A 24,510-nucleotide genomic window follows, 5' to 3' on the forward strand; every position below is an offset into this window, starting at 1 on the left:
CTCCATTGGGAGTGCGCCGATGGGCTTAGAGTCTGTTCCGATCAGATGGAATCGGAACAGACTCTATTTTCCTTTGTTTGCCGCGATTTCCGAGTCGTCAGATATTCAATCTGACTTGAAATCGCTCTCGCCAGCTATTGTTCCCGGAAAGACCGCCACATCGTGTCGGTGAGCGGATCGACCATATATTGCAGCGCCGTCCGTCGCCGCAGCGGCACCACGACCTCCACCGGCATGCCCGGCTTCATCGCGAAATCGCCTTGCCGGGATTGTCGGATCACGGCGATCTGGTCGGGCGCGATCGTCACCTCGCCCACGAAATAGGCCGCCCCCGTCTTTTCCTCGACGAAGCTGTCCGCCGATACGCGCATCACCCTGCCTTCGATGATGGGGAGGCTGCGTCCCGGAAAACCGGCAAAGCGCACCTCCGCCTTCTGCCCGGCCGCCAGATCATCCACGTCGGTGGGCGAAAAGCGCGCTTCGATCACCACGGCGGAATCGCGCGGCACGATGTCCATCAGCACCTGCCCCGCCGCGATGACACCGCCCACCGTATGGACGCTGAGGCCCACCACGGTGCCGCTGACCGGCGCGCGGACCTGCGTGCGGGCGAGTTCATCGCGCGCCGCGCTCCATTTGGGCAGCGCGTCGCCCAGCAGCGCTTCGGTATCGCGCAGGTCCGCCGTCACCTTCTCCTGCAAATTCTGCTTCGCCTCCAGCGCCTTCAGCCGCGCCTCGCCCACCATATTGGCCGAACTGTCCCGCGCCGCCTGCAACCGCCCGCGCTGCCCGATCAGGTCCGCCCTGGCGCGCTCGAGCGACCGGATGCGGGTCTTGCTGACAAAGCCCTTTTCGGCCACGGCGCGCAGGCTCTCCAGCTCATCCGTGATCAGCCTTTCCTGCTCGATCACGGCGGCGACCTGCTCGCGATAGCCCACCGCCTGGCTTCCCGCCTGACTCCCTTCATGCAGCGCCACGCCCTGTTGCGTGTTGAGCAGGGCGGATCGTGCCGCCATCTGCGCGCCCTGCGCGCGCATCGCCGCTTCCGCATCGGCGCGATCGTCGCCGGTCAAGGCACGGAATTCCACCGGCGTTTCGATTGCCGTCCCCGCCTGCTCGGCGCGCAACCGCGCGCGTTGCGCGATCAGCCAGATCGCCTGCGACGCCAGCACCCGTTCCTGCGCCGCCACGGCAGGCGCGGCAAGCCGGATCAGCACATCGCCCTGCCGCACCTTCTGCCCTTCCTTCACCCATATCGCCGCGACGATCCCGCCATCGCGATGCTGCACGCTCTGCCTCTGTCCCGCCACGGTCGTCCGTCCCGGCGCCAGCGCCGCCGCATCCAGCCGGGCAAAGGCGGCCCAGCCCAGAAACAGCAGGAAGAATGCCGCCGCCACCACCAGCCCACAGCGTATTTCGGGCCGGGGATCGACCGCCACCACCGGCGGCGCATAGGGCGCGGGCAGCAGAAGGGCGCGCGGCGTCCGCATCAACATCACGCCACCCCAGCCACCGGTTCGGGCCGGGGCCGGGTCAGCGCACCCAGCACCTGATCGCGGGGTCCGCTCATCCGCATCCGGCCATTGTCCAGCACCAATATCCGGTCCGCCGGTCCCAGCAGGCCGGTGCGGTGCGCCGTCACCATGATCGCCGCTCCCCGCGCCTTGGCCTTCGCCAGCGCCGCGATCAGCTGCGCCTCGCCATCGGAATCGAGATGGGCGTTGGGCTCGTCCAGGATCAGCACCGCCGGATCGCGGAACAGCGCGCGGGCGAGGGCAATGCGCTGCGTCTGCCCCATGGACAGCCCCATGCCGCCCCAGCCCAACATCGTGTCATAGCCCTGCGGCAGGCGCAGGATCATCTCATGCACGCCACATATCTGCGCCGCCGCGATGACATCGGCGTCGATCCGCTCATCGCTCTCGGGATCGGCAAAGCGCGCGATATTGTCGCGGATCGACCCAGCGAAAAGCGACAATTGCTGCGGCATATAGCCCATATGCACCGCCAGCGCGTCGCCATCCCATTGGGACCGTTCCGCGCCATCGATGCGAATTGCCCCCTGGTGGCACGTGATTGCCCCCGCCACCAGCCGCGCCAGCGTGGATTTGCCCGCGCCGCTCGCCCCGATCACCGCGACCATCTCTCCCGGCGCGATGGTGAAGGACAGATTGTTCAGGATCATCCGCTCCGAATGCGGGTCCTCGATCGACACCCGCTCGGCATCGACCCGGCCCTTGGGACGCGGCAGGCTGGTCTGCGGCCCATCGTCCACGGCCCCGTCCAGCCAGGCCATGATCTCCCCATAAGAGCCCCGGGCCGCGACGAAGCTGCGCCAGCTTCCCACCAGCTGATCGACCGGCGCCACCGCCCGTCCCAGCAGGAAGGAGGAAGCGAAGATCGCCCCGCCCGAAATCTGCCCATCGATTGCCAACAGGGCGCCCAGTCCCAACGCCCCGGACTGCAACGCATTGCGCAGGAACCGGCTTAGCCCCATGCGGCTGCTCGCGGCGAAGCTGGCGTCGGCCTGCCAGGCCAGCATATCCTCGCGCTCTGCCAGATGCCGCCGCACCATGGCGGACTGCATCCCCAGCGCCCGCACCGCCTCGGCGCCCTGCATCGTCTGTTCCTGGCTGCTGTAGGACAGGTTCGCCGCGGCATTGGCCTGCAACAGCGGCTGTCGCGTCGCCCGGTCGCTGGCCCAGGTGACAGCCACCAGCATCAGGCTTCCCAACAGCGCCATCAACCCGATCAGCGGATGGATCAGCGCGCAGACGATGATGTAGATCGGCGTCCACGGCGCGTCGAACAGAGCGAACATCGCCGGACCGGTGAGCGCCTGGCGCAACTGGTCGCATTCGCGGATCGGCTGGCGGCTCCTGCGTCCGGTATGTTCCGTCGGTTGCTGTCGCAGCGTCGCCGTGATCAGCGTCCGCGCCAGCTGCCGGTCCAGCCCGATGCTTGCCCGCACCAAAATGCGCGAGCGGATATATTCCAGCAGCGACAGCGTGGCATAGGCCAGCAGCAGCACCAGCGTCAGGAACCCCAGCGTCGCAGCGCCCCGTGTCGGCACCACCCGGTCATAGACCTGCAACATGTAGAGCGTCGGCGCCAGGAACAGCAGATTGGCGAGCGCGCTGAACAACGCCGCCCAGAGGAAATGCCGCTTCACCGCGCCGATCATGGCCGCAGCGCTTCGTAGATCGCGCTGACCTTGGCGCAATGGGCGGCTTCGCTGAAGCGGCTTCGCGCATCGGCCTGTGCCGCCAGCGCCATGGCGCGGGCGTCGCCCAGATTCCCGCAGGCGCGGGCCAGAGCATCGGCATCATCCGGCTCGACCAATATCCCGATGCCGCCCTCCAGCGCCTCGATATTGCCGCCGGACCGCGCCGCGACGATCGGCGTGCCGACCAGCATCGCCTCCACCAATGTCCGCCCGAACGGTTCGCCCACCGCAGGCACCACCAGCTGATCGCAGGCCGCGATCCAGAAGGGGCCGGGCGTGCGATAACCCATCAGCCTCAGCTGATCGTCGACGCCCCTGTCCCCGATCCGCTTGCGCAGGGCGGCATCCATGGCGGGCACCCGTGCCTCTCCGAACATCAGGCCCATCACGGGTCGGCCGGTCATCGCCTTCAGCCGCGCGATCATGTCGACGAACAGCAAGGGCCGCTTCCGTGGCACGAAGGCACCGAAATAGCCCAGCAGCAGCGTCTCCGGCGCCACGCCCAATTCGCGCACCAGCGCATCGCGCGCCTTGGCCCGGTCGACCTCAAGGCTGATGTCGAACGGGCTGTGCACCACCGATGAGCGCCCCCGCGCCGACCAGATGCCCGCCGGCGGCAACGCGAAGGAGGACACCGCCAGCACCCGATGCGCCAGCGCGGGCGCCAGAAAACGCAAACCGAGTGCGTTTGGATCGCCGCGATGATGCCAGATCAGCCTCGCGCCCGCCATGCGCGCGGCCAGCGCCCAATTGGCGCTGCTCCGTCCGTCATTGACATGGACGATATCGATCCGCTGGCGCCGCAGGAAACGCGCGCGTGGCAGCACGCCCGTCAGGGTCCGCGCGAACTTCCGCAGGGTGAAGGCCTCGCCCGGCACGAACAGCCCCCTGGCTCCGGGATCGTCCATCCGCTCATGCCCGGCGAAGAAACTGGCGATCATGCCGCCGGGGACTTCAGTGACGACGATCGGCCGGTAGAGCGCCGGGTCGAGATGCTCCATCAGCCCGCGCACCGAAATATGGCTGCCGCCGATGCTGTCCCCGGAAAAGGGGAAGCAGATGCGCAGGCGCTTGTCCTCCGCCGCGTCATCGGGCAGCAGCCGGGGCAGGGGGGCATTCATAGCGCCCCCCCATCCATCAGCTCACGCGAGCGCTGATCCAGAAACTGGTCGAGATTGGCCACGCCATCCCGATCCGCATCGCCCCAGGGATCGGCCTTGCGCGGATCGGTGCCATGCTGCGCTTCCCAGCGGTCGTCCATGCCGTCGCCATCCGCATCGGGATAGGGCGGGCCGGGCGCGGGCTCATCGATAAGGCCGGGCTGCCTGACGATATGCCCCTTGCGCTCGCGCACCTGATGGACGATCCGCCGGTCGAACGGATCGCGCGGGAAGGCCCCGGCACTGCCCAGCACCGCCTCATAAGCGGCGTCCGCCGGTTCCGCCGCGATGGTGGCGGGGCAGGGGGGCCTGCCCACTTTCGCCTGCTCCATCAAGGGCGAGACATGGACGAAATCACCGTCGAACCGGTTGTCGGCCAGATACACCTTCGCGATCCCCTTCGACCCCATGACGTTGCGCGCCACGCCCACCGTGTCGGGCCGGGTGTTCCTGCCCGCGATGAAGCTGTTGCCGATCAGCGAGACGGGCACGCCGCCGAAGCTCTCCCAGATCTCGGCGAATTCGGACTGACCGTTGTAGAGGATGTTGTTGATCACCTCCGCGCAGGAGCCGGGCGGGAAATTCAGGTCCGGATTGCGGTCGCCATTATGGGCGCAGATATTGCCGATGAAGCTCAGATGCTGCGGCCCCCTGGGATCGCTCGCCAGCAGCGCGCATTTGTCGTGGCGCGGAATCCCCTCGGCGAAGATCGAATTGCTGATCGTGACCCAGTCATTGTCGCCATAGCCGTTGATCAGCTCGTCCCGCGCCCAGCTGGCGCTCACATGGTCGATGATGACCTGACGGCTGTTCTCGATGGTGAAGCTGTCTTCCGATCCGCGATGCGTGCCGGTGCGGTCGTTGCGGACGCGGATATGGCGGATGACGATATCGTGCGTGTTCTTGATCAGGATCGGGGTGCGCCCTTCCTCGCCGCCCGCATGGGTGATGACGATTCCCCCGCCCGGCGCGGTCTGCCCGGCTATGGTCAGCCAGGGATTGGCGATCACCGGCGGACGGCTGGTGAAGCGGATCACCCCGCTCACCCGGAACACGCACACCCGCGGTCCCGCGGCGTCGATACAGGCACGCAGCGACCCCGCGCCGCTATCGGCCAGCGTATCGACGGCGATGATCCGCCCGCCGCGCCCGCCCCTGGCCGCCGCGCCATAGCCGACCGCGCCGGGAAAGGCGGCCTCGCCCTTCACCGGCTGCGCCTGCGATTCATTGCCCGCGCCCGAACAGCCCGCCATCACGACAGGCAGCAATATGCCGATCAAGGGCCGCCTCATGAACCGTCTCCGCTGCGCAGCGAATAGCCGTAACGCCGCAGCAAGGGCGCGCACAAAAGCGTGAACAGCCTTTGCTTCCAACCCGGCATTTCCCGCTTCCACTTGTCGTCGTCCCGGATGGTGAGCGACTTCTGCATCCGATGGCGGCTTCCCGCGACCTGATGCTGGGGCTCGAACGGGGCAAGATCGGTCGCGGGGATATGCGGCTCCTCGCCCACCAGCGCGACGATCCGGCCGATGATGCCGCGCGGATCGTCGACGAAATCCTCGTATCGCACGCGGATGCTGCGCTTGGCTCCCACCCGGCGGCACAGCATTTCAGCCGCCAGATTGACCATCGACCAGCGCAGGGCCGTGTAGAGCAGCGGCTTGGGCCGCAGTTCCCGTTGCACGCCGCTTTCGACGCTGCGCCGGTGACCCTTCATCAACGACCAGGCGACTCCGCGCCCGTCGCGCACCACATGCACGACATGCAGGTCGATCCCCGGCATCGCCGCCAGCGCGAAGGCCCGTCCAGGCAGCTTGGACGAATCGACCAATATCGGCCGTTCCGACACCATCGCCATGCCGCGCAGCAATTTGAGCGTCCTGCGCTTATGATCCCGCCAGCCGGGCCAGCGCAGCAGCCGCCCCGGCGCCACCAGCCCTTCGGTTCGCTCCTGCGTGCGGCGATAGCGTGCCAGGAACCCTTCCGGCTCCCCCTGTACCCATCGCGCGACGATCGCCTTCCATTCCGGACAATCCCGCACCCGTGCCCCGCAGGCGCAATATTCGCCATTGTCCCAGACATGCCGGGCCAGCGTCGTCACCTCGCCCGCGCCCATGATCGCCGGATGCTCGCCCAGCGCGATATCGAGCAGGGTCGTCCCGCTCCGCCCATAGCCGGCCACATAGATCAGCTTGACCGCAGCCTGTTCGGGCGCGGGCGCGGCGGTTTTGACGAGCTGCTCCACCCCCATCGGGGTTTCGGCATTGCGCAGGGGGAGGACCGTATCCGTCACCAACTCATCCTTGTCACGGGCTTGTCACGGGGTCGCGTCCCGCCGCTCCGGCGACGCGTCGAGTGCCGCGCATTTATCCCGTCAGTCCCAAGGTCATTTCAACAGATCACAAGGCTGATCCTCCGGCAAATTCGGATAGTCCGACTGGCTGGAATCGCTCCCCGCCTCGCCCCGAAGGGCGTTTGCACGCCGCCCACCCGCCGTGCAGCCTGACGGCATCCGCGAATCCGTCCGAAAGGCCGCCCGTGACGTCGCTAACCAGCCCTGGCCCCTTTGCCGCCGCCAGCGCGGGCAGGCCCGCCGGGCCCGACATCTTCGCCCCGCATGAGGCGATCTGGGACAGGGTCGCCCGCTATTGCCTGCTGACCGCGATTTTCCTGAGCGGCTGGGGCCTGCTGCGAGTCGGACAGATCAACCTGACCTTCTCCGACCTCGCTTTCCTGGCCAGCTTCACCATCTCCGGCCTGCGCGGACGGCTCAGCGTCACGCCCTTCCGTTCGCTCACGCCCTTTTGGCTGATGGGGCTGGTGATGATGCTGGGCGGCCTGTTCGTCGGATCGGTGATCAATGGCGACCCGCTGCGGTGGGTGAACATCGCCCTGCAATATACGGTGGCCTTTCTCTTCATCCCGATCCTGCTGATGCAGCAGGATCAGAGGACGACCCGCATGGCTCCGCTGATGTTCATGCTGGGCATCACCTGCTCCGAAATCATCGGCATCCTCGCCAGCTCCTTTCTGACCTTCCATGATACGCTGCACTGGCTCGGCGACGGCTTCATCACCGGCAATGGCCGCCTGGGTTCCATGGCGGGCCAGCCCAATCCGAATGGCGCGGTCGTCGCCTTTTCGCTCCCCATGCTGCTCTATTCGATGCGCGAGCGGCTGATCGGCGGCCCCGGTGGCGTCACCTGCCTGATCCTGCTGCTCTGGGGACTGATGCTCAGCGCTTCCTTCACCGGTTTTTCCGCGGCGCTGCTCGCGATTTTCGTGACCCTGCTGCTGATGGGCGTGCGCTACATCTTCCGGCTGGGCCTGGCCGTCGCGGTCGCCGCGGGCCTCTTCCTCGCCAGCGGCGCGCCCCTGCCCAAGGCGTTTCAGGAACGCGTCGGCAATGCGGTGGAGAGCGGCGACATCAACCAGGCGGGGACCTTTCTCAACCGCTCCCAGCTGATCGAGGAGGCCTGGGGCTTTGCCGAAGACAATGTGATCATCGGCATGGGCGTCGATCGCTATCGCGAACTCAGCGCCTATGACAATCCGGTGCACAATCTCTTCCTGCTGATCTGGAATGAAGGCGGGGCGATCGCCTTTTGCGGCCTGATCATCCTGCTTGGCCTGATCGGCCTGCTGGCGGTGAACGGGCTGCGCGTCAGCCGGGACAGGGGCGCCATGGCGGTGGCGGTGGTGCTGGTGTTCCTGATCTACACGCTGTCCTATCCGCACATGTATTCGCGCATGTGGGTCATGCCGGTGATGGTCGCTCTGGCGACCCTCTATGCGCCGCGCCGGACGGCCGAACCCGATGCCGCGCGCCTGATCTATGCCAGGCCGGTGGGACCGCAGCAATTGCCGGAATTATAGGGCGGCGGCCCGATTCCCCTGTCGGTCGCATTTTGCGAAACGTCGGCCGTGCCACCCGATTTCAGCCCCGCCCCAATATCTCCCGCGCCCTCGGCGCCAGCCTTTCCGCCGCCGCCGCATGTATCCCCGGCGCCGCGCAAAGCAGACCGAACGCCGTCGGCTGCGGCCGGTTGAAGGAAAAGGGGTTGCTGAGCGCATCGGTCACGATCGCCCCCGCCTCCTGCGCGATCAGCGCGGCGGCGGCGACGTCCCATTCATTGCCCCAGCGCACCGTCGCGACCAGATCCGCTTCATCCGCCGCGACCATTGCCATGCGCAGCGCGATGCTGTTGGGCTTGTCGACGGTAACAAGGTCACGGTCATAACGGGGCAACTGGTCGGCCGGCACCCGCGCGCCCGGCAGAATGGCACGCGCTCCGGCCCGCAATGTCCGCCCGTTCCGTGTCGCTCCTGCGCCTGCCTGCGCGATCCACAGTTCATTGCGGGCGGGGGCCGCCAATATGCCGGCCTGCACCACGCCATGCTCCACCAGCGCCACCGACACCGCCCATCCGGGCCGCCCCCGCAGATAATCCCGCGTTCCGTCGATCGGGTCCACCACCCAGACGCGCGGCAGGTTCAGCCGATGTACCGTATCCGCTGTCTCCTCCGACAGCCAGCCCGCCGACGGATCGATCGCATAGAGCCGCTCGCGCAGCATCGCGTCCAGTTCCAGATCGGCCTCGCATACCGGGTGTCCGGGCACCTTCTCCCATTGGCGCACGCGCGTCTGCCCGCCCGCCCACAGCGTCAGGGCCCGGTCGGCCGCATCCGACACGGCCGCCACCAGATCGCGCAGGGGGACGTCAGCCGCCGGCAACGGTCATCCCGTCGATCCGGATGGTCGGCACGTTCATGCCATAGCGGAAGGCAAGGTCGTTGGCCGGCACCAGCGCGCGGAACATGTCCTTCAGATTGCTGGCAATGGTGATTTCCGACACGGCATGGCCCGCTGCGCCATTTTCGATCAGGAAGCCCGCCGCGCCCCGGCTGTAATCGCCGGTCACGCCATTGACGCCCATGCCGATCAGTTCGGTGACGTACACCCCGCGCTTCACATCGGCCATCAGTTCGCCGGGCGACGGCGTGCCCGGTTCCATATGGACATTGGTGATGCCAGCCCCCGGCGCGCCGCTGCCGCCCCGGCTGGCATGGCCGGTGGGTTCCAGCCCCAGCTGCCGCGCCGAAGCGCTGTCCATCAGCCAGCCGGTCAGCACGCCCCTGTCGATCAGCTTGCGGCGCGCCACCGGCAGCCCTTCGCCATCGAAGGGCCGCGAGCGCAGCCCGCGCAGCCGCAGCGGATCGTCGATGATCGTCACGCCCGAATCGAACAGCGCCTCGCCCAGCGAGTCCAGCAGGAAGCTCGACCGCCGCGCGATCGCCGGGCCGACCATGCCGCCGATCAGATGCCCGACCAGCCCGGAGCCGATGCGCGGGTCGAAGATCACCGGCATCACGCCGCTGCCGACCTTCACTGGCTTCAGCCGCGCCACCGCCCGATGCCCCGCGCGGGTGCCGACCGCTTCGGCATCGTCCAGATCCTCGATATGGCGGACGCTATGGCTGGCATGGTCGCGCTGCATGTCCGCGCCCGTCCCGGCCAGCACGCTCACCCAGGTCGAATGGCTGGTCCCGGCATAGGCGCCGGCAAAGCCATGGCTGGTCGCCAGTGCCATCTGGCTGCGCCCGGTCGCCGCGCCGCCACCCTCGCTGTTGGTGACGCCCGACACCGCCCGCGCCGCTTCCTCGGCGATCATGGCGCGTGCCCTGAGGTCCGATGGCTCCGGCTCGAACGGATCGGTCAGGTCCAGCGCGGGCAGCTTCTTCTTCAGCAGCCGGTCCTCCGGCGCCAGCCCGGCATAGGGGTCCTCCGGCGCCTGCCCCGCCATGGCGATGCAGCGTTCCACCAAAGTCGCCAGCGTCGCCGGGTTCATGTCCGACGCGGAAATGCTGGCGGACCGCTGGCCGATGAACACGCGCAGGCCGATCTCCTCGCCCTCCGACCGCTCCACATCCTCCAGCGCGCCCAGCCGCACCGACACATTGGTCGACGCGTTGCAGGCATAGATGGCGTCGGCCGCATCCGCCCCCGCCCGGCGCGCCGCCGTCACCAGATCCTGCGCGCGAGACTGGGCTTCTTCAAGGCTGAGCATGGGACAGAGACAATCCTGAAAGAGGGGGGCCTGAAAGAGTGGGGCCTGAAAGAGTGGGGCCTGAAATGGACGGAACCAAGGGTGCGGCCTTACGCGCTTGGGGTGCTGCCCGCAACCTGCCCGTCCAGCCAATGCCGCAGCAGATGCCAGGCCACCGCCATCACCGGCGGGGCGAGGAAAGGCGCGCCCTCTTCCCCCGCCAATGCCGCGCGCACCCCTTCGGCGTCGGCCCAGAAAGCATGCTGGATCTCGTTTTCGTCCAGCGTCAACGCGTCGTCATCCGCCTGCGCGATGCAGGCGATCATCAGCGAGGAGGGGAACGGCCAGGGCTGGCTCATCACATAGCGGACCGAATGAGTGGCGACGCCCGCCTCTTCCCTGATCTCGCGGACGACCGCTTCCTCCAGCGTCTCGCCCGGCTCGACAAACCCCGCCAGCGCCGAATAGCGCCCCTCCGGCCAGCTATGCTGCCGCCCCAGCAGCACCCGCCCGCGATGCTCGGCCAGCATGATCACCACCGGATCGACGCGCGGAAAATGCTCGGCCTGACACGAGCCGCACTGGCGCGACCAGCCCGCCTTGACCGGCGCGGTGCGTTGCCCGCACACCGAACAGAAGCGATGCCGCACATGCCAGGACAGCAGGCTGCGCGCCGCGCCGTAGAGCGCTACCTCATGCCCCGGCACCTCGCCCACCAGCCCCCGACTGCGCGGCGTCGCCAGGAAACTGTCCGGCGCATCCGCCAGCAGTTCCGCGAAAATCGGCCGCTGCTGCTCGTCCACGCCCAGCAGCGCGAAATGCTCCACCCAGGCATCGCCCGGCAGCGGTTCCATGACCAGATGGCCACCCTCCACCACCGGCTCCAGCCCCTCCAGCACCACCCGCCGGGCAAGCGGCGAGGCAAAGGCTTCCGCCAGCAACGCAGCATTGGTGCGGATGGGGTCGACCCGGTCCAGCCGTCCCCCGGCATAACCGAGAAGTTCCGGGGCGCCAGAACCGTGATCAGAGCCGTGCATCGTCCATCCTCTCCTTCATCGCGGCTTCCGCCGCGCGGGCGAACAGGGTCGGCAGGCCTGCCTTGCCGATCTCGGCCACCGGCCACCACTCCCCCTCGCCGGGCGGCGTCACCTCCGGCCCGACATGGGCATGGTGCACCGTCAATGCGAGGGAGAAATGGGTGAAAACATGCGCCACCGGCTCAGGCACCCGTTGCCAATGCGCGGCCAGCGGCGGCGTCGCATCGGGCGCGTCGTTCCATTCCGAGGAGGGCAGCGCCCGCATGCCGCCCAGCATGCCCTTGTCGGGTCGTCGCACCAGCCAGACATGTCCGTCCGGCCGCTCGATCCACCAGCCATGGCCCAGCCGATGCGGCCTGGCCTTTTTCGCCGCCTTGACCGGGAACGCGCCCGGATCGGCGGTCAGGAAAGCCGCGCAATCCTCACGCAAGGGGCAGATGCCGCAGGCGGCCCCACGCGCGGTGCAGATGGTCGCGCCCAGATCCATCATCGCCTGCGCAAAGTCCCCTGCGCGCAGATCGGGCGTGATCGCATCGGTCGCCGCCCGAATCTCCGCCCGCCCCGCCGGCAGAGGCGTGCCGATGGCAAAGAGCCGCGCCACCACCCGCTCGACATTGGCGTCCACCACCACCGCACGCCGGCCAAAGGCAATCGCCGCCACCGCCGCCGCGGTATAGGCGCCCACGCCCGGCAGGGCGCGCAGTTCCTCCTCCGTATCCGGAAACACCCCGCCATGCCCGCCCGCCACTGCCCGCGCGCAGGCCAGCAGATTGCGGGCGCGGGCATAATAGCCAAGCCCGGCCCAGGCGGCCATGACCTCGGCATCCTCCTCCGCCGCCAGCGCGTCGACATCGGGCCAGCGCGCCGTGAATTTCGCGAAATAAGGCCCGACCGCCGCCACCGTCGTCTGCTGGAGCATCACCTCCGACAGCCACACCCGATAGGGATCGGCGGCATTGGCGCCCGGCGCCGCGCGCCAGGGCAGTTTGCGCGCATGGACGTCATAATGGGCCAGCAGATCGGATGCTATTTTCTGGATGTCACCCTCGACGCGCATGCCGCCCCTATGCCATTAAGAGCGCCATGACGGAACGCCCAGAAATCTCTAAAAAAATGGCGGCGCCCAAAAACCGCAAGGCAAAGGCGGAGGAGCGCCCGCGTATCGGCGCCCCGCGCCGGATCGCGGACCTGATGCCCGCCATCGGCGCCGCCGCCTTCCGCAAATTCGGCTTCGTCCAGTCCAGCATCGTCACCCGCTGGGCGGAAATCGTGGGCGCGCATTATGCCGGGATCAGCGAACCCGAATCGATCCGCTTCCCGGCGGGCAAGAAATCCGGCGGCACGCTCCAGCTCACCGTCATGAGCGGCCATGCGCCGATGATCCAGCACGTGCTGCCCGACATCATCGATCGGGTGAACCGCTTCTTCGGCTATGCCGCCGTCGCCAGGGTCGCGATGAAGCAGGGCATGGTCAGCGCGCGCGAACCCGAACGCCGCCCGCCGCCGCGCAACCTCAAGCCCATCCCGATGGAACTGGGCGATTCCCTGCGCGACATCGGCGACCCCGAACTGCGCGCCGTCCTCGAATCCCTCGCGCAAGGGCTTGCCAATTCTTCCGGTTTGCCCAAGATCAGCTGAAGCATAAAAAGGCCGTGCAGGGGCGGCCCTTCATTGGACATCGCATGACGAAACTCCGCCTGTTGCTGCTTGCCCTGCTCGCCATCCCCGCGAGCGTTATCGCGGCTCCCGCCGCCAACTGGGTGAATCAGGTCGCCCTGTCCCCGATCGGCGGCCATGTGCTGGGCAATCCCGCCGCCCCGACCAGGCTGGTCGAATATATCAGCTACACCTGCTCCCACTGCGCCCATTTCGTCGGCGAAGCCAGCGCCCCGCTCAAGGCGAACTATGTGAAGACCGGCAAAGTCAGCGTGGAGGTGCGCAACGCCGTGCGCGACAAATATGACCTGACCGCCGCGCTGCTTGCCCGCTGCGGCGGCCCCCGGCGCTTCTTCGGCAATCACGAGGCCCTGTTCGCCAACCAGAATGACTGGATGGAAAAGCTGATGGCCTATGACAAGGACGCGACCAAGCCGACCGAGGAGAAGGCCGCGCTCCGTGACATCGGGCAGAAGACCGGCCTTTACGCCCTGATGGCGAAACGGGGCTATAAACCCGCCCAGCTTGACGCCTGCATCAATGCCCCCGCCGCGATGAAACAGATTCTCGCCATGACCGACGAAGCCTGGAACAAGGTCCGGATTCCCGGCACGCCCGGTTTCACCATCAACGGCACGCTGGTCCCCGGATCGGACTGGACCCGGTTGCAGGCCGCTTTGCCCTGATCTAAAACCCTGAACTATAGTCTTGCGCGACAACGCCCGACAACCGGAGCCCAAATAACGTGAAAGCCCTTACCGGACTTGCCCTCATCGCCCTCAGCCTGACCGTCGCCGCCTGCGGCAAGAAGGATGCGGGCAGCACCACCTCCGCCGATCCGGTCGCCGCCGTCGCCGCGCCGGCGGGCACCAAATGGTCCGAAACCATCGCCACCACGCCTGACGGCCATTTCGTCATGGGCAACCCCGATGCGAAGGTGAAGCTGGTCGAATATGGCTCCTACACCTGTTCGCACTGCCGCGATTTCGCCGCCGAATCCTCCGAGGAGCTCAAGCAGATCGTCGACAGCGGCAAGATGAGTTTCGAATTCCGCAACTATGTGCGCGACCCGATCGACATTTCGACCGCGCTGCTCGCCCGTTGCGGCGGCAAGGACATCTTCTATCCCCTCTCCGAACAGTTTTTCGGCAACCAGAACGCGATGTTCGAAAAGGCGCAGGCACTGGGCGATGAAAAATACAAGGCGCTGATGAGCGCCCCTCCGGCCCAGCGCTTCGGCCAACTCGCGCAGGCGGTCGGTCTGGTCGATTTCGCCAAGCAGCGCGGCATAGCCGAGGATCAGGCGAAACAGTGCCTGGCCGACACCGCCGCTGCCGAAAAGCTGGCCAAGGGCGTGGAAGAGGCGAATCAGCAGTACAAGATCGAAGGCACGCCGACCTTCATCCTCAACGGCGTGATGGTGGAAAACACCGCAGCCTGGCCAGCGCTGCGCACCAAGCTCAGGGAAACGGGACTCTAAGTCAGGGATTTGGGATTGGGCAAAAGGGGGCTGGCATCATCGGATCAGCTTCCCGCTGAAAGCGGGGCGGCCCTGCGCTGCCCCGGACAGATATCATGCAGATAAAACGCCTCAAGCTGTCCGGCTTCAAGAGCTTCGTCGACCCGACGGAGCTGCGCATCGAACCCGGCCTCACCGGCATTGTCGGGCCGAATGGCTGCGGCAAATCGAATCTGCTCGAAGCGATCCGCTGGGTCATGGGCGAATCCAGCGCCAAGTCGATGCGCGGCGGCGGCATGGAGGATGTGATCTTCGCGGGCACCTCCACCCGCCCGCAAAGGGATTTCGCCGAAGTCTCGCTGATGACCGTGCAGGAACAGGGCGAACTGTTCAACGCGGTCGAAGTCGCCGCCGACGGCGAGTTGGAAGTCACCCGCCGCATCGAGCGCGGCGCGGGCAGCGCCTACCGCGCCAATGGCCGCGACGTCCGCGCCAAGGATGTGGCGCTGATCTTTGCCGACGCCGCCACCGGTCCGCATAGCCCTGCCCTCGTCAGCCAGGGGCGCATCGCCGCCGTCATCGCCGCCCGCCCGCAGGAACGCCGCGCCATGCTGGAGGAAGCGGCGGGCATTTCCGGCCTGCACGTCCGTCGCAAGGATGCCGAACAGAAGCTGCGCGCCGCCGAAGCGAACCTCATGCGGCTGGACGAAATCCTCTCCGACATGGACGCCCGCGCCAACAGTCTGCGCCGTCAGGCCAGGGCGGCGGAACGCTATATCCGCCTGTCCGAGCAGATTCGCATTGCCGAAGCCCGCGTGATCTTCGCCGACGCCGCCCGCGCCGATGCCAGCCAGGCCGAAACCGCCGTCGCCGCCGCGCAGGAAGCCCAGCGGGCCGCGGCCGTCCACGCCAACGCGGCCGTCGAAGCGCTCGCCCGGAAACGCGCCGCCGCCCAGACCGCGCGCGATGCCGCCAGCGAGGCAGGGCATAAACTCACCACCCTGCGCACCGAACGCGACGGCGTGGTCCGCCGCCTCCACGATCTTGCCCAGCAGGCGGCCCGTCTGGAGGAGGACCGGGAACGCGAAGGCACGCTCGCCAATGACGCGGCGGAGGCGATTGCCCGCCTCACCGACGAAATCACCGTTCTCAAGGCGCGCATTGCCGAAACCGAAGCGATGCGCCCGGATTTCGCGGGCCGCATCGCCCGCGCCGAGGATGCCGCCCGCGACGCCGAACTCGATCTCGCCAGGGCGATGGCGAAACAGGCGGGGGAACAGGCCGAACTGCGCGTAGCCGAAGCCGCCCTCGCCGCCGCGCGCAGCCGCCTCGACCGCGCAACCCGCGAAGCGCAACGCCTCGAATCCGAAGCCGCGGCCCTGCCCGACGCCGCCCCGCTGGAACAGAAGCGGGCCGAAGCCCTCGCCGCCCAACAGCAGGCCAGCGCCGACCGCGACGCTGCCGAAGCCGCGATCCGCACCGCCGAAACCAGCCGTGCCGAAGCCGCCGAAGCCCGGGCCAGCGCCGAAGCCGCGCTCGCCTCCGCCCGCGCGGCGCTCGCCGCGCTCGACAGCGAATCCTCCGCCCTCAAACGCGCGGTGGACAGCGGCGCCAACAACCGCGGCCGCGCGCTGGACCAGTTGAAGGCCGCGCCCGGCTATGAACGCGCCCTCGCCGCCGCGCTGGGCGACGATCTGGAAGCGCCCATCGCCACGACAGGCAAGCGCCGTTGGGTGGGCGCGTCTCCGCTCGACGGCGACCCCAAGCTACCCGAAGGCTGCACCGCCCTCTCGGCCCATGTCACCGCCCCGGCGGAACTGGCCCGCCGCCTCGCCCAAATCGCGGTGGCGGACAGCGACGAAGGCCAGCCCCTCGCGGTCGGCCAACGCCTTGTCACCAAAGACGGCCAGCTGCGCCGCTGGGACGGTTATGTCGCAATCGAAGGCGGTGCCGCAGCCGCCGAACGCCTGATCCGCCTCAACCGGCTCGAAGCCATCGCCGCCGCGCGCCCCGCCGCCGAGGCCGAGGTCGAAACCGCCCGCGCCGCGCAGGACACCGCCTCGACACGCGAACGCGACGCCGCCCAGACTCTCGCCACCGGCCGCACCCAGCTTTCCAACGCCGACCAGCGCCTGCGCACCGCGCTGCGCGCCGCCGACGAAGCCGCCACCGCGCTCGAACGCCTGACCGGCCGCCGTGAGGCGATCGAGGAACGTCTCGCCGAAGCCCGTATCGACCTTGGCTCCGCGCAGGCCGAGCATGACAGGGCGCAAACCACCCGCACCGCCATGCCCGATGGCGAGGAAACCCGCACCCTCGTCACCACGCTCCAACAGGCGAGCGAAAAGGCTCGGCAAGCCGTCAGCCAGCTTCAGGCCGATCAGGCTTTGGCCGACCGCGCCCTATCCAGCGACCGCGAACGCATGGCAGCCGCCGATGCCGAGGCCAAGGGCTGGCGCGCCCGCGCCGGCGAAGCCGCCAAGCGCATCGCCGCCATGGTCGAGCGCAATGACGCCATCGCAAAAGAACGCGCTGAAATCGCGGACCAGCCTGACCGGCTCGCCGCCACCATCGCCAGTTTGAGCGAACAGGGCGATGCGCTGACCCAGGCCGCCGACACCGCCCGTCGCGAGGAAGGCGACGCCGAAGCGGCCCTCCGCACCGCCGAACAGCGCGCATCCCAGGCCGGCGAAACCCTCGCCAGCGCCCGCGAAACGCGCGCCACCGCCGTCGCCCGCGCCGAAGCCGCCGATGAAAAGCGCGTCGAAACCAACCGCCTCTCAGGCGAGCGCTTCGAATGCCCGCCCCCGGTCCTGCCTGAAAAACTCGGTTTCGTGAGCGCCGAAATCCGCATCGCCCAGACCGAACAGGGCGAACATGACCGCCTGGTGGCGGAACGCGAGCGCATCGGCCCGGTCAACCTTGTCGCCGCGCAGGAACTGGAGGAACTGGAAGCCACCCAGGCCAATAGCCGCGCTGAAAGCGAGGAACTCACACAGGCGATCAACCGCCTGCGCGGATCGATCGGCAGTCTCAACCGCGAGGGCCGCCAGCGCCTGCTCGCCGCCTTCGAAGCCGTGGACGGCCATTTCCGCCGCCTCTTCACCACGCTTTTCAACGGCGGTCAGGCGCATCTGGAGCTGATCGACAGCGACGATCCTTTGGAAGCGGGCCTCGAAATCATGGCTCAGCCCCCCGGCAAGAAACTCGCCGCGCTGACCCTGCTCTCCGGCGGCGAGCAGGCGCTCACCGCCGTTGCGCTGATCTTCGGCCTGTTCCTGACTAATCCCGCGCCGATCTGCGTGCTGGACGAAGTCGACGCGCCGTTGGACGACGCCAATGTCGAGCGCTTCTGCGACCTGCTCGACGCGATGGTGGAGCAGACCGACACCCGCTATCTGATCGTCAGCCACAATGCGGTGACCATGGCGCGCATGCACCGCCTGTTCGGCGTGACCATGGTGGAGCGTGGGGTCAGCCGACTGGTGTCGGTCAATCTGGGTGGCGCGGAAGCGCTACTGGCTGCCGAATAAACTAACGTGCTCCTGCCTTCGCAGGAGCATGTTTCACTGCGGGCCTACCCCCGCGTCCAACCCTTCATCCGCCGGAACAACCCCCGCTCCGCCACCGGCTCCAGCATCTCGCCCGGCCCTTCCGGATCGAGCACCTCATTATCCGCCAGCCAGGCCTGCACCTCGTTCAAATCCGGCGTTACATAGGCCCGCAAGGTCCGCCCCGGCTTCTCCCGCAATTGCTCGATCGTCGCGATCAGTCCGCGCTCGGCGATCACCGCCGCCACCCGCTCGGCCGGCAGGTCCAGATGCTCCGCGATCAGATCGTCGCGGATATCCCGGATCACATCCTCCCGCCCGGCATTGGCCGGCAGTGCTGCATCGATCGTCACGTCGCACTCGGTATCCAGCCGCATCGACCGATTGTTCATGTTGGAAGATCCGACCCGCAGCACCCGATCGTCGACGATCAATATCTTCGCATGGACATAGATCGGCCCCCCCCGCGCGGTGAAGGGGTGGTAGAGGTGGAAGCGCCCATGCCTGTCCCGCGCCTTCAGCGCCTCGTACAGCCGGGCGCGGGCAGTATCCATCGCCTGCTGCTCCAGCCAGCCATCGGCCTGCTCGGGATTGACGATGACGATCTCCGGCCCGTCCTCTTCTCCCAGCCGCGCCGCGATCGCCTCGGCAATGCGGCGCGACGCGAAATACTGGCTCTCCGCATAGACATATCGCCGCGCCGCCGCGATCTGGTTCACATAAAGCCGCTCGATCTCGACCAGCGGCTCCTGATCCTCCATTTCCGGCGCGGAACGGGAAATGGCGACATCAACATTCTCGAACTGCACCGGCAGCGCGTCGGGCCAGCAATCCGTCACCCCCTCGACCGGCGCCAGTTCCTCCCCGCCAGCCCCCTTCCACCGCGCCCGCGCATGGTCGCCCAAAGCCGCCGCCACCGGCCCCTGCAAGGCGGTCGTCGCATCATGCCATGGCCCGTAGGAAGAGCCATCGGGACGCCGCCGTCCCGGCTCCTCATCGCGATGATGCCGCGTGTCCCAACGATCCGCCGTCATGTCGATCCCGCCGCAAAAGGCGAAGCAATCGTCGATCACCACGATCTTCTGATGATGCGATGCGGCCGTGGGATGATGGCTGTCCAGCTTCACCGTGATGCGCGGATTGGCCATCCACCGCACCGTGGTGAACAGGTTCGACGGCCGCACCATCGACTTCATCGCCCCCACGTCCCAGCGCAGCAGATGGATTTCCAGCTCCGGCGTCCGCTCCACCAGCCAGCTGATGAAATCACCGATGACGACCGGCGCATCGTCCTCCGCCTCATCCGCCCGGATCAGGTTGATCGCGGCGTCGAAGTCCCAGCCGATCAGCATGATCCGCTGTGTGGCCTTCATCATCGCCGCGCGGGCATGGCGGAAATAGGCATCGGCGTCGACAATCACGCTCGCCTTCACGGCACGCGCGACGCGCCAGCAATCCTCGCCCTCGCTTGGTCCGTTCATGCGCTGCCCACGACCAGACAGCCCAGGAACATCAGCAAGCCGGCAAAACGGTTGGACCGGAATTTCGCCAACGGATCGACGCCATCCTGCCTGAGCGTCGCCACCTGCCAGGCCAGATGCCCCGCCATCGGCAGCAGCGCCGCCAGCGCCAGCCCCTGCGGTCGAACCTGCCAGATCGCGCCCGCCCACAGGGCCAGCGCCAGCGCGTAGCAAAGCGTCACCCCGGCCCGCACATGCCTGCCCATGGAAAGGGCGCTCGATCCGATCCCGATCAACGCATCATCCTCCCGGTCCTGCAAGGCGTAGATCGTGTCATACCCCACCACCCAGAAGATGCAGCCCGCATAGAACAACAGCGCCGTCCCGGTCAGAACGCCCGCCACTTCGCTCCATCCCACCAGCGCCGCCCAGGAAAAGACCAGTCCCAGCCATATCTGCGGCCATCCGGTGATCCGCTTCATGAAGGGATAGGCCGCCACCAGCGCCAGCGACCCCAAGGCCACGACCTGCGCATGAAGGCGCAATTGCAGCAGCACCACCAGCCCGACCAGACACAGCGACACCAGCCACAGCCAGGCGGTCTTCAGCGAAACCGCCCCGCTCGCCAAGGGCCGGGACGCCGTCCGCGCCACCCGCCGGTCGAGATCGCGGTCGACAATATCGTTGAACACGCACCCCGCCCCGCGCATCGCGATGCTGCCCAGCAGCAGCCACAGGATCAGCGCCCAATGCTGCGCCACGCCGCCCGCCAGCACCACCGCCCAGGCGCCCGGCCAGAACAGCAGCCACCAGCCGATCGGCCGGTCGAATCGCGCCAGCAACGCCAGGGCCCGCGGAACATCCGGCAGGCGCGCGACCAAACCGCGCGCTTCGCTGTCGGGAACGATCGTCTGACTCACACCAACTCCGTTCGGGTCGGCGCGGGGCACGGGACTCGTGCCGACTTGTCGAAGCCCTGTCCTTCTCTTTAGAACGGGCCGACCACAAGCAAAGAGACAAAATGACCGCAACCCCCGCCTGGCCGCCGCAAAGTGCCCCGCGCCTTCACGTCGGAACTCTCTTGGGAACAGGCGTTTCCGTGCCCATCGACGGCAATCCGGCGCACTATCTCATCAGCGTCATGCGGGTGAAGCCGGACGATATCGTCCTTCTCTTCGACGGCCGTTCGGGCGAATGGGCGGCGAAGGCCCGCGACATCCGCAAGCGCGACCTGATCCTCGAAGTCATCAGCCAGACCAGGCCGCCCGAACATGTCCCCGATTTCTGGCTCTGCTGCGCGCCGATCAAGAAGGGCCGCATCGACCTGATCGCGGAAAAGGCCTGCGAACTGGGCGTGGCGAAGCTGCAACCCGTCCTCACCCGCCGCGCGGTGGTGGACAGGCTCAACCTCGACCGCCTTCACGCCCATCTGGTCGAAGCGGCCGAACAATGCGGCCGCACCGCGCTCCCGGACCTTGGCGACATGGTGAAGCTGGACGCGCTGCTCAGGGACTGGCCCGGCGATCGCTGGCTCTTCTTCGCTGACGAAACCGGCGGCGATCCGCTGGCGGACACGCTCAGGGCCCGCCCCGGCCCCGCCGCTTTCCTGATCGGTCCCGAAGGCGGCTTCGACCCCGTCGAACGCGAAGCCATCCGCGCGCACCCCCGATCCGTGCCCGTTTCGCTCGGCCCCCGCATCCTGCGCGCCGAAACCGCCGCCATCGCCGCGACCACCGCCTGGATGACGATCAACGGCGACTGGCGCTGACCCCTTTCCAAACAACCTGCTCCTGCGCAGGCAGGAGTCCAGTCCAAACGTTAGTAAGACATTCAAAAGGCAGAACCGGGTTCCTGCCTTCGCAGGAACACCGGCGCGCTATCAGGCACCCGCGCCACACCGCATCACCCCCCAAACATGGTTTTCTTACGCAACCGGATTGAAGCCGCCCTCAACGCAGCTTATCTGAGCGCCGAACGTTGCGCCTTTGACGCAACAGGGGGAAAGATTAAGGCGGGGCATGAGCACCAGAACCGACTCAGGGGGCAATGATCCCATCATCGAGAGCCGCGAGCAGCTGATCGCGGCCTTCTCCAGGGGTGCCAAGCCCAAGGATCGCTGGCGCATCGGCACCGAGCATGAGAAATTCGTCTACAGCCGCAAGGATCATCACGCCCCTTCCTATGAGGAGATGGGCGGCATCCACACGCTGCTGATCGGCCTGACCCGCTATGGCTGGAATCCGGTGTTCGAGGGGGAGAATATCATCGCCCTGTCCGGCATCGACGGCACGGTCAGCCTGGAACCGGCGGGCCAGCTTGAACTTTCCGGCGCGCCGCTCGAAAATCTGCACCAGACCTGCGCGGAAACCAGCCGCCATCTGGAACAGGTGAAATATGTCGGCGACATGCTGGGCCTGGGCTTCCTTGGCCTTGGCATGTGGCCCGACAAGACGCGCGAAGAACTGCCCATCATGCCCAAGGGCCGCTACGACATCATGCTGCGCCATATGCCGCGCGTGGGGTCGCTGGGCCTCGACATGATGCTGCGCACCTGCACCATCCAGACCAACCTCGATTATGGCAGCGAGGCGGACATGGCGAAGAAGTTCCGCGTTTCGCTGGCGCTGCAACCGCTGGCGACCGCGCTGTTCGCCAATTCCCCCTTCACGGAAGGGAAACCCAACGGCTTCCTTTCCTATCGCAGCCATATCTGGTCGGACACCGACCCCGGCCGCACCGGCATGCTGCCCTTCGTGTTCGAGGACGGCTTCGGCTATGAACGCTATGCCGACTATGCGCTCGATGTGCCGATGTATTTCGTCTATCGCGACGGCAAATATATCGACGCGGCGGGCCACAGCTTCCGCGATTTCCTCGATGGCAGGCTGGCGGTCCTCCCCGGCGAAAAGCCGACGGAAAAGGATTGGGAGGATCATCTCTCCACCGCCTTCCCTGAAGTGCGGCTGAAAAGCTTCCTCGAAATGCGCGGCGCCGATGGCGGCCCGTGGAGCCGCATCTGCGCGCTCCCCGCGCTCTGGGTCGGGCTGCTCTATGATGACGGCGCGCTCGACGCCGCCTGGGATCTGGTCAAGGACTGGACCATGGAGGAGCGCCAGACCCTGCGCGATTCGGTGCCGAAACTGGCGCTGGACGCCCCCATTGCGGGCAACCGCAAATTGCGCGACATCGCCGCCGAAGTGCTGGACATTGCCCGCAGCGGCCTTTCCGCCCGCGCGCGGCTCAACGCCTCGGGCGACAATGAAACCGGTTATCTCGCCCCGCTGGATGAGATCGTGGCGTCGGGCCAGACCCATGCCGAGCGCCTCCTTGCCCGCTACCATGGCGAGTGGAAAGGCGACCTCAGCCGGATCTACGCCGAAGAAAGCTTCTGATTCCCATCCTTCGTCCGCCCGCGGGGGAAGGATATGGTTCCTTGCCGGCCCTGCCGGTCAGGCGTGGCGGGATGGGGAATCACTCCGCAGGCTGGACCATCCCCGCGGCTTTCCGCCCCGCGACCCAGGCGAAGAATCGCGGCACCACCCCGTTCCGTTCCATCCAGTCCCAATAGGCGCGATAGTTCGCATCCACCCCCAGATGCGCCTCTTCGGTCCGCGCGCGCCAATAATAGACCGCATTGGTCACTCCCAGCAGCGCGCAATTGCGCGCCACGTCGGTCAGGCTCCCCGATGCGCTCAGGAACGGCAGCGAGGAAAACCACCAGAACAGATTCTTCGACAGATAGGCCGGATGTCGCGTCCACCGATAGGGCCCGTGGGTCAAAATCCCGCGATGCGTCAGGTTGGAAAAGCGCAGGCCAAACGCCACCGTCGCCCAGGCATAAATCGCGGTGAGCAGCACCAGCACGCCACCCAGCACCCATTGCAGGGCCTCATGCCCCTGCGTCCAGACATCCCATTCCGCCCCGCCCATATGATAATCGAGCGGCCCGCCATTCCCCATCAGCACGAAGGGGGGATAGCAGATCAGCGCCGCCGCCCATCCGGCCAGCAAGGGGTTGGCGGTGCGGATATGCGAATCCAGCGGCTTGCATGTCAGCATATAGCCCACCGTCGCCATGCAGACGTCGATCATGAACATGACCGCGATCAGGAACCCCGCCAGCGCCACCGGATGGCTGAAGATATCCTCGATCCGCCACGTCACCACGCTGGCGAAATTGCCCGGAACGATCGACACCATGAAGGCGAGGAAAAAGCCCTTCACCGCCCAGGCCCGCGCATGATGGGCGACCTCGACGCGATCCGGCGTCCCGGCCGCCCCGCCGATCACCCACTGGCCAAAGGCGTAGGTCGCATCCTTGGGCTCGACCAGCCGCCGGTCCAGCCAGAGCACATAAGGCACCGACGCCACCAGTAGCCATGGCGCCGCTGCCATGAACAGATCCATGGAAAAGCGGTAATTCCCGCTCCAATACCAGCGCGCGACGCAATAGAAGACCGCAATGGCAAGCCAGGTTGCCCAAAGCCCGGCGATCTTGACCAGACTCACATCCAGAACCGACCGCCATGGTTGCGCCGGCGCTTTCCAATCGATCCCGGTGGACTGGTTCCGATGCACCTTGTCGACCAGCAGCGACCACAGCACCATCGGCACGCCGCAGGCCACCACGGCGGCAAACCCGGCATAAGGCCCATCCATGCCATAATGGCGCGCCACCAGCGTCCAGAGCCCCAGCCCCACCAGCCCGGCCAGGCCAACCCCATGGCTGACGGCGGACTTCGGGCAGGGATCGGCGCGCTTGCTCATGGCGTCGGCCCTAACGAAAAATGGTAATCAAGCCATGAAGGACGGAAGTGGGTGGAAGGCGGACGGTCGGCTTCCTTGAAGCGCACCGTGTTCCTGCGCAGGCGGGAACCCAGTCCCACCCTCATTTCGTCATGGCAACATCCGAAC

Annotated in this window: 19 protein-coding genes; 7 read left to right on the plus strand and 12 right to left on the minus strand. The window is 67.2% G+C overall.

Translation table 11 applies throughout. The features are described from left to right. Positions 1-134: 134 nt before the first annotated feature. From RUH75_RS05110 to RUH75_RS05130, 5 genes are read right to left on the minus strand one after another with little or no spacing between them, the layout of a single operon-like run. Positions 135-1,496 (minus strand): HlyD family type I secretion periplasmic adaptor subunit, encoded by a 1,362-nt coding sequence (locus tag RUH75_RS05110; RefSeq protein WP_313802828.1) that lies wholly within the window; start codon positions 1,494-1,496, stop codon positions 135-137. Then, a complete protein-coding gene (locus RUH75_RS05115; protein WP_313802830.1) occupies positions 1,496-3,184 on the minus strand; it encodes a type I secretion system permease/ATPase in 1,689 nt (562 codons plus the stop codon). Before RUH75_RS05115 ends, RUH75_RS05110 begins: the two co-directional genes overlap by 1 nt. Next, positions 3,181-4,347 carry a glycosyltransferase family 4 protein gene (locus RUH75_RS05120; RefSeq protein WP_313802832.1) on the minus strand — a complete coding sequence of 389 codons (1,167 nt, stop codon included), beginning with the start codon at positions 4,345-4,347 and terminating at the stop codon, positions 3,181-3,183. Before RUH75_RS05120 ends, RUH75_RS05115 begins: the two co-directional genes overlap by 4 nt. After that, the gene (locus RUH75_RS05125) at positions 4,344-5,678 is read right to left on the minus strand and encodes a pectate lyase (protein ID WP_313802834.1); all 1,335 of its coding nucleotides are present in this window, start codon (positions 5,676-5,678) and stop codon (positions 4,344-4,346) included. Before RUH75_RS05125 ends, RUH75_RS05120 begins: the two co-directional genes overlap by 4 nt. Then, positions 5,675-6,679: a sulfotransferase gene (locus RUH75_RS05130; protein ID WP_313802836.1), complete on the minus strand. Its 1,005-nt coding sequence runs from the start codon at positions 6,677-6,679 to the stop codon at positions 5,675-5,677. Before RUH75_RS05130 ends, RUH75_RS05125 begins: the two co-directional genes overlap by 4 nt. A gap of 245 nt (positions 6,680-6,924) precedes the next feature. On the opposite strand from RUH75_RS05130, the gene RUH75_RS05135 reads away from it, so the two are divergent. Continuing rightward, positions 6,925-8,262 (plus strand): O-antigen ligase family protein, encoded by a 1,338-nt coding sequence (locus RUH75_RS05135; protein ID WP_313802838.1) that lies wholly within the window; start codon positions 6,925-6,927, stop codon positions 8,260-8,262. Between the two features lie 61 nt (positions 8,263-8,323). Here RUH75_RS05135 and RUH75_RS05140 read toward each other — a convergent pair whose 3' ends face one another. The 4 genes from RUH75_RS05140 to RUH75_RS05155 form a co-directional block, all read right to left on the minus strand. After that, positions 8,324-9,121, minus strand: coding sequence for an inositol monophosphatase family protein (locus RUH75_RS05140; RefSeq protein WP_313802840.1), 798 nt, complete (start codon positions 9,119-9,121; stop codon positions 8,324-8,326). Then, positions 9,108-10,454 carry a TldD/PmbA family protein gene (locus RUH75_RS05145; protein ID WP_313802842.1) on the minus strand — a complete coding sequence of 449 codons (1,347 nt, stop codon included), beginning with the start codon at positions 10,452-10,454 and terminating at the stop codon, positions 9,108-9,110. The genes RUH75_RS05140 and RUH75_RS05145 overlap by 14 nt, the downstream gene beginning before the upstream one ends. An 89-nt stretch (positions 10,455-10,543) precedes the next feature. Then, entirely contained in the window at positions 10,544-11,470 is a 927-nt protein-coding gene (gene nudC / locus RUH75_RS05150; protein ID WP_313802844.1) for an NAD(+) diphosphatase, read from the minus strand. Then, on the minus strand, positions 11,457-12,527 hold the full coding sequence (locus RUH75_RS05155; RefSeq protein ID WP_313802846.1) for an A/G-specific adenine glycosylase: 1,071 nt from the start codon (positions 12,525-12,527) through the stop codon (positions 11,457-11,459). The genes nudC and RUH75_RS05155 overlap by 14 nt, the downstream gene beginning before the upstream one ends. Positions 12,528-12,553: 26 nt before the next feature. On the opposite strand from RUH75_RS05155, the gene RUH75_RS05160 reads away from it, so the two are divergent. From RUH75_RS05160 to RUH75_RS05175, 4 genes are all read left to right on the plus strand, one after another. Continuing rightward, on the plus strand, positions 12,554-13,108 hold the full coding sequence (locus tag RUH75_RS05160; RefSeq protein ID WP_409592322.1) for a DUF721 domain-containing protein: 555 nt from the start codon (positions 12,554-12,556) through the stop codon (positions 13,106-13,108). A gap of 44 nt (positions 13,109-13,152) precedes the next feature. Further along, complete coding sequence (locus RUH75_RS05165; protein ID WP_313802850.1) at positions 13,153-13,812, plus strand: thioredoxin domain-containing protein; 660 nt, start codon at positions 13,153-13,155, stop codon at positions 13,810-13,812. Between the two features lie 59 nt (positions 13,813-13,871). Next, complete coding sequence (locus RUH75_RS05170; RefSeq protein ID WP_313802852.1) at positions 13,872-14,606, plus strand: thioredoxin domain-containing protein; 735 nt, start codon at positions 13,872-13,874, stop codon at positions 14,604-14,606. Positions 14,607-14,701: 95 nt separating this feature from the next. Beyond that, positions 14,702-18,118, plus strand: coding sequence for a chromosome segregation SMC family protein (locus RUH75_RS05175; protein WP_313802854.1), 3,417 nt, complete (start codon positions 14,702-14,704; stop codon positions 18,116-18,118). A gap of 44 nt (positions 18,119-18,162) precedes the next feature. Here RUH75_RS05175 and RUH75_RS05180 read toward each other — a convergent pair whose 3' ends face one another. Next, a complete protein-coding gene (locus RUH75_RS05180; protein WP_313802856.1) occupies positions 18,163-19,617 on the minus strand; it encodes a phospholipase D-like domain-containing protein in 1,455 nt (484 codons plus the stop codon). Beyond that, positions 19,614-20,516 carry a 4-hydroxybenzoate octaprenyltransferase gene (gene ubiA / locus RUH75_RS05185; protein WP_313802858.1) on the minus strand — a complete coding sequence of 301 codons (903 nt, stop codon included), beginning with the start codon at positions 20,514-20,516 and terminating at the stop codon, positions 19,614-19,616. The genes RUH75_RS05180 and ubiA overlap by 4 nt, the downstream gene beginning before the upstream one ends. 101 nt (positions 20,517-20,617) lie before the next feature. Between ubiA and RUH75_RS05190 the strand changes: the two genes are divergently transcribed. Further along, positions 20,618-21,364, plus strand: a complete 747-nt coding sequence (locus tag RUH75_RS05190) for a 16S rRNA (uracil(1498)-N(3))-methyltransferase (protein WP_313802860.1) — start codon at positions 20,618-20,620, stop codon at positions 21,362-21,364. A 250-nt stretch (positions 21,365-21,614) separates the two neighbouring features. Beyond that, complete coding sequence (locus RUH75_RS05195) at positions 21,615-22,988, plus strand: glutamate--cysteine ligase (protein WP_313802862.1); 1,374 nt, start codon at positions 21,615-21,617, stop codon at positions 22,986-22,988. Positions 22,989-23,067: 79 nt separating this feature from the next. Here the strand turns inward: RUH75_RS05195 and RUH75_RS05200 are convergent, their stop codons facing one another. Further along, complete coding sequence (locus RUH75_RS05200) at positions 23,068-24,363, minus strand: protein-S-isoprenylcysteine methyltransferase (protein WP_313802864.1); 1,296 nt, start codon at positions 24,361-24,363, stop codon at positions 23,068-23,070. Between the last annotated feature and the right edge of the window lie 147 nt (positions 24,364-24,510).

The organism is Sphingobium sp. (genome assembly GCF_032153725.1).
Taxonomy (GTDB): domain Bacteria; phylum Pseudomonadota; class Alphaproteobacteria; order Sphingomonadales; family Sphingomonadaceae; genus Sphingobium.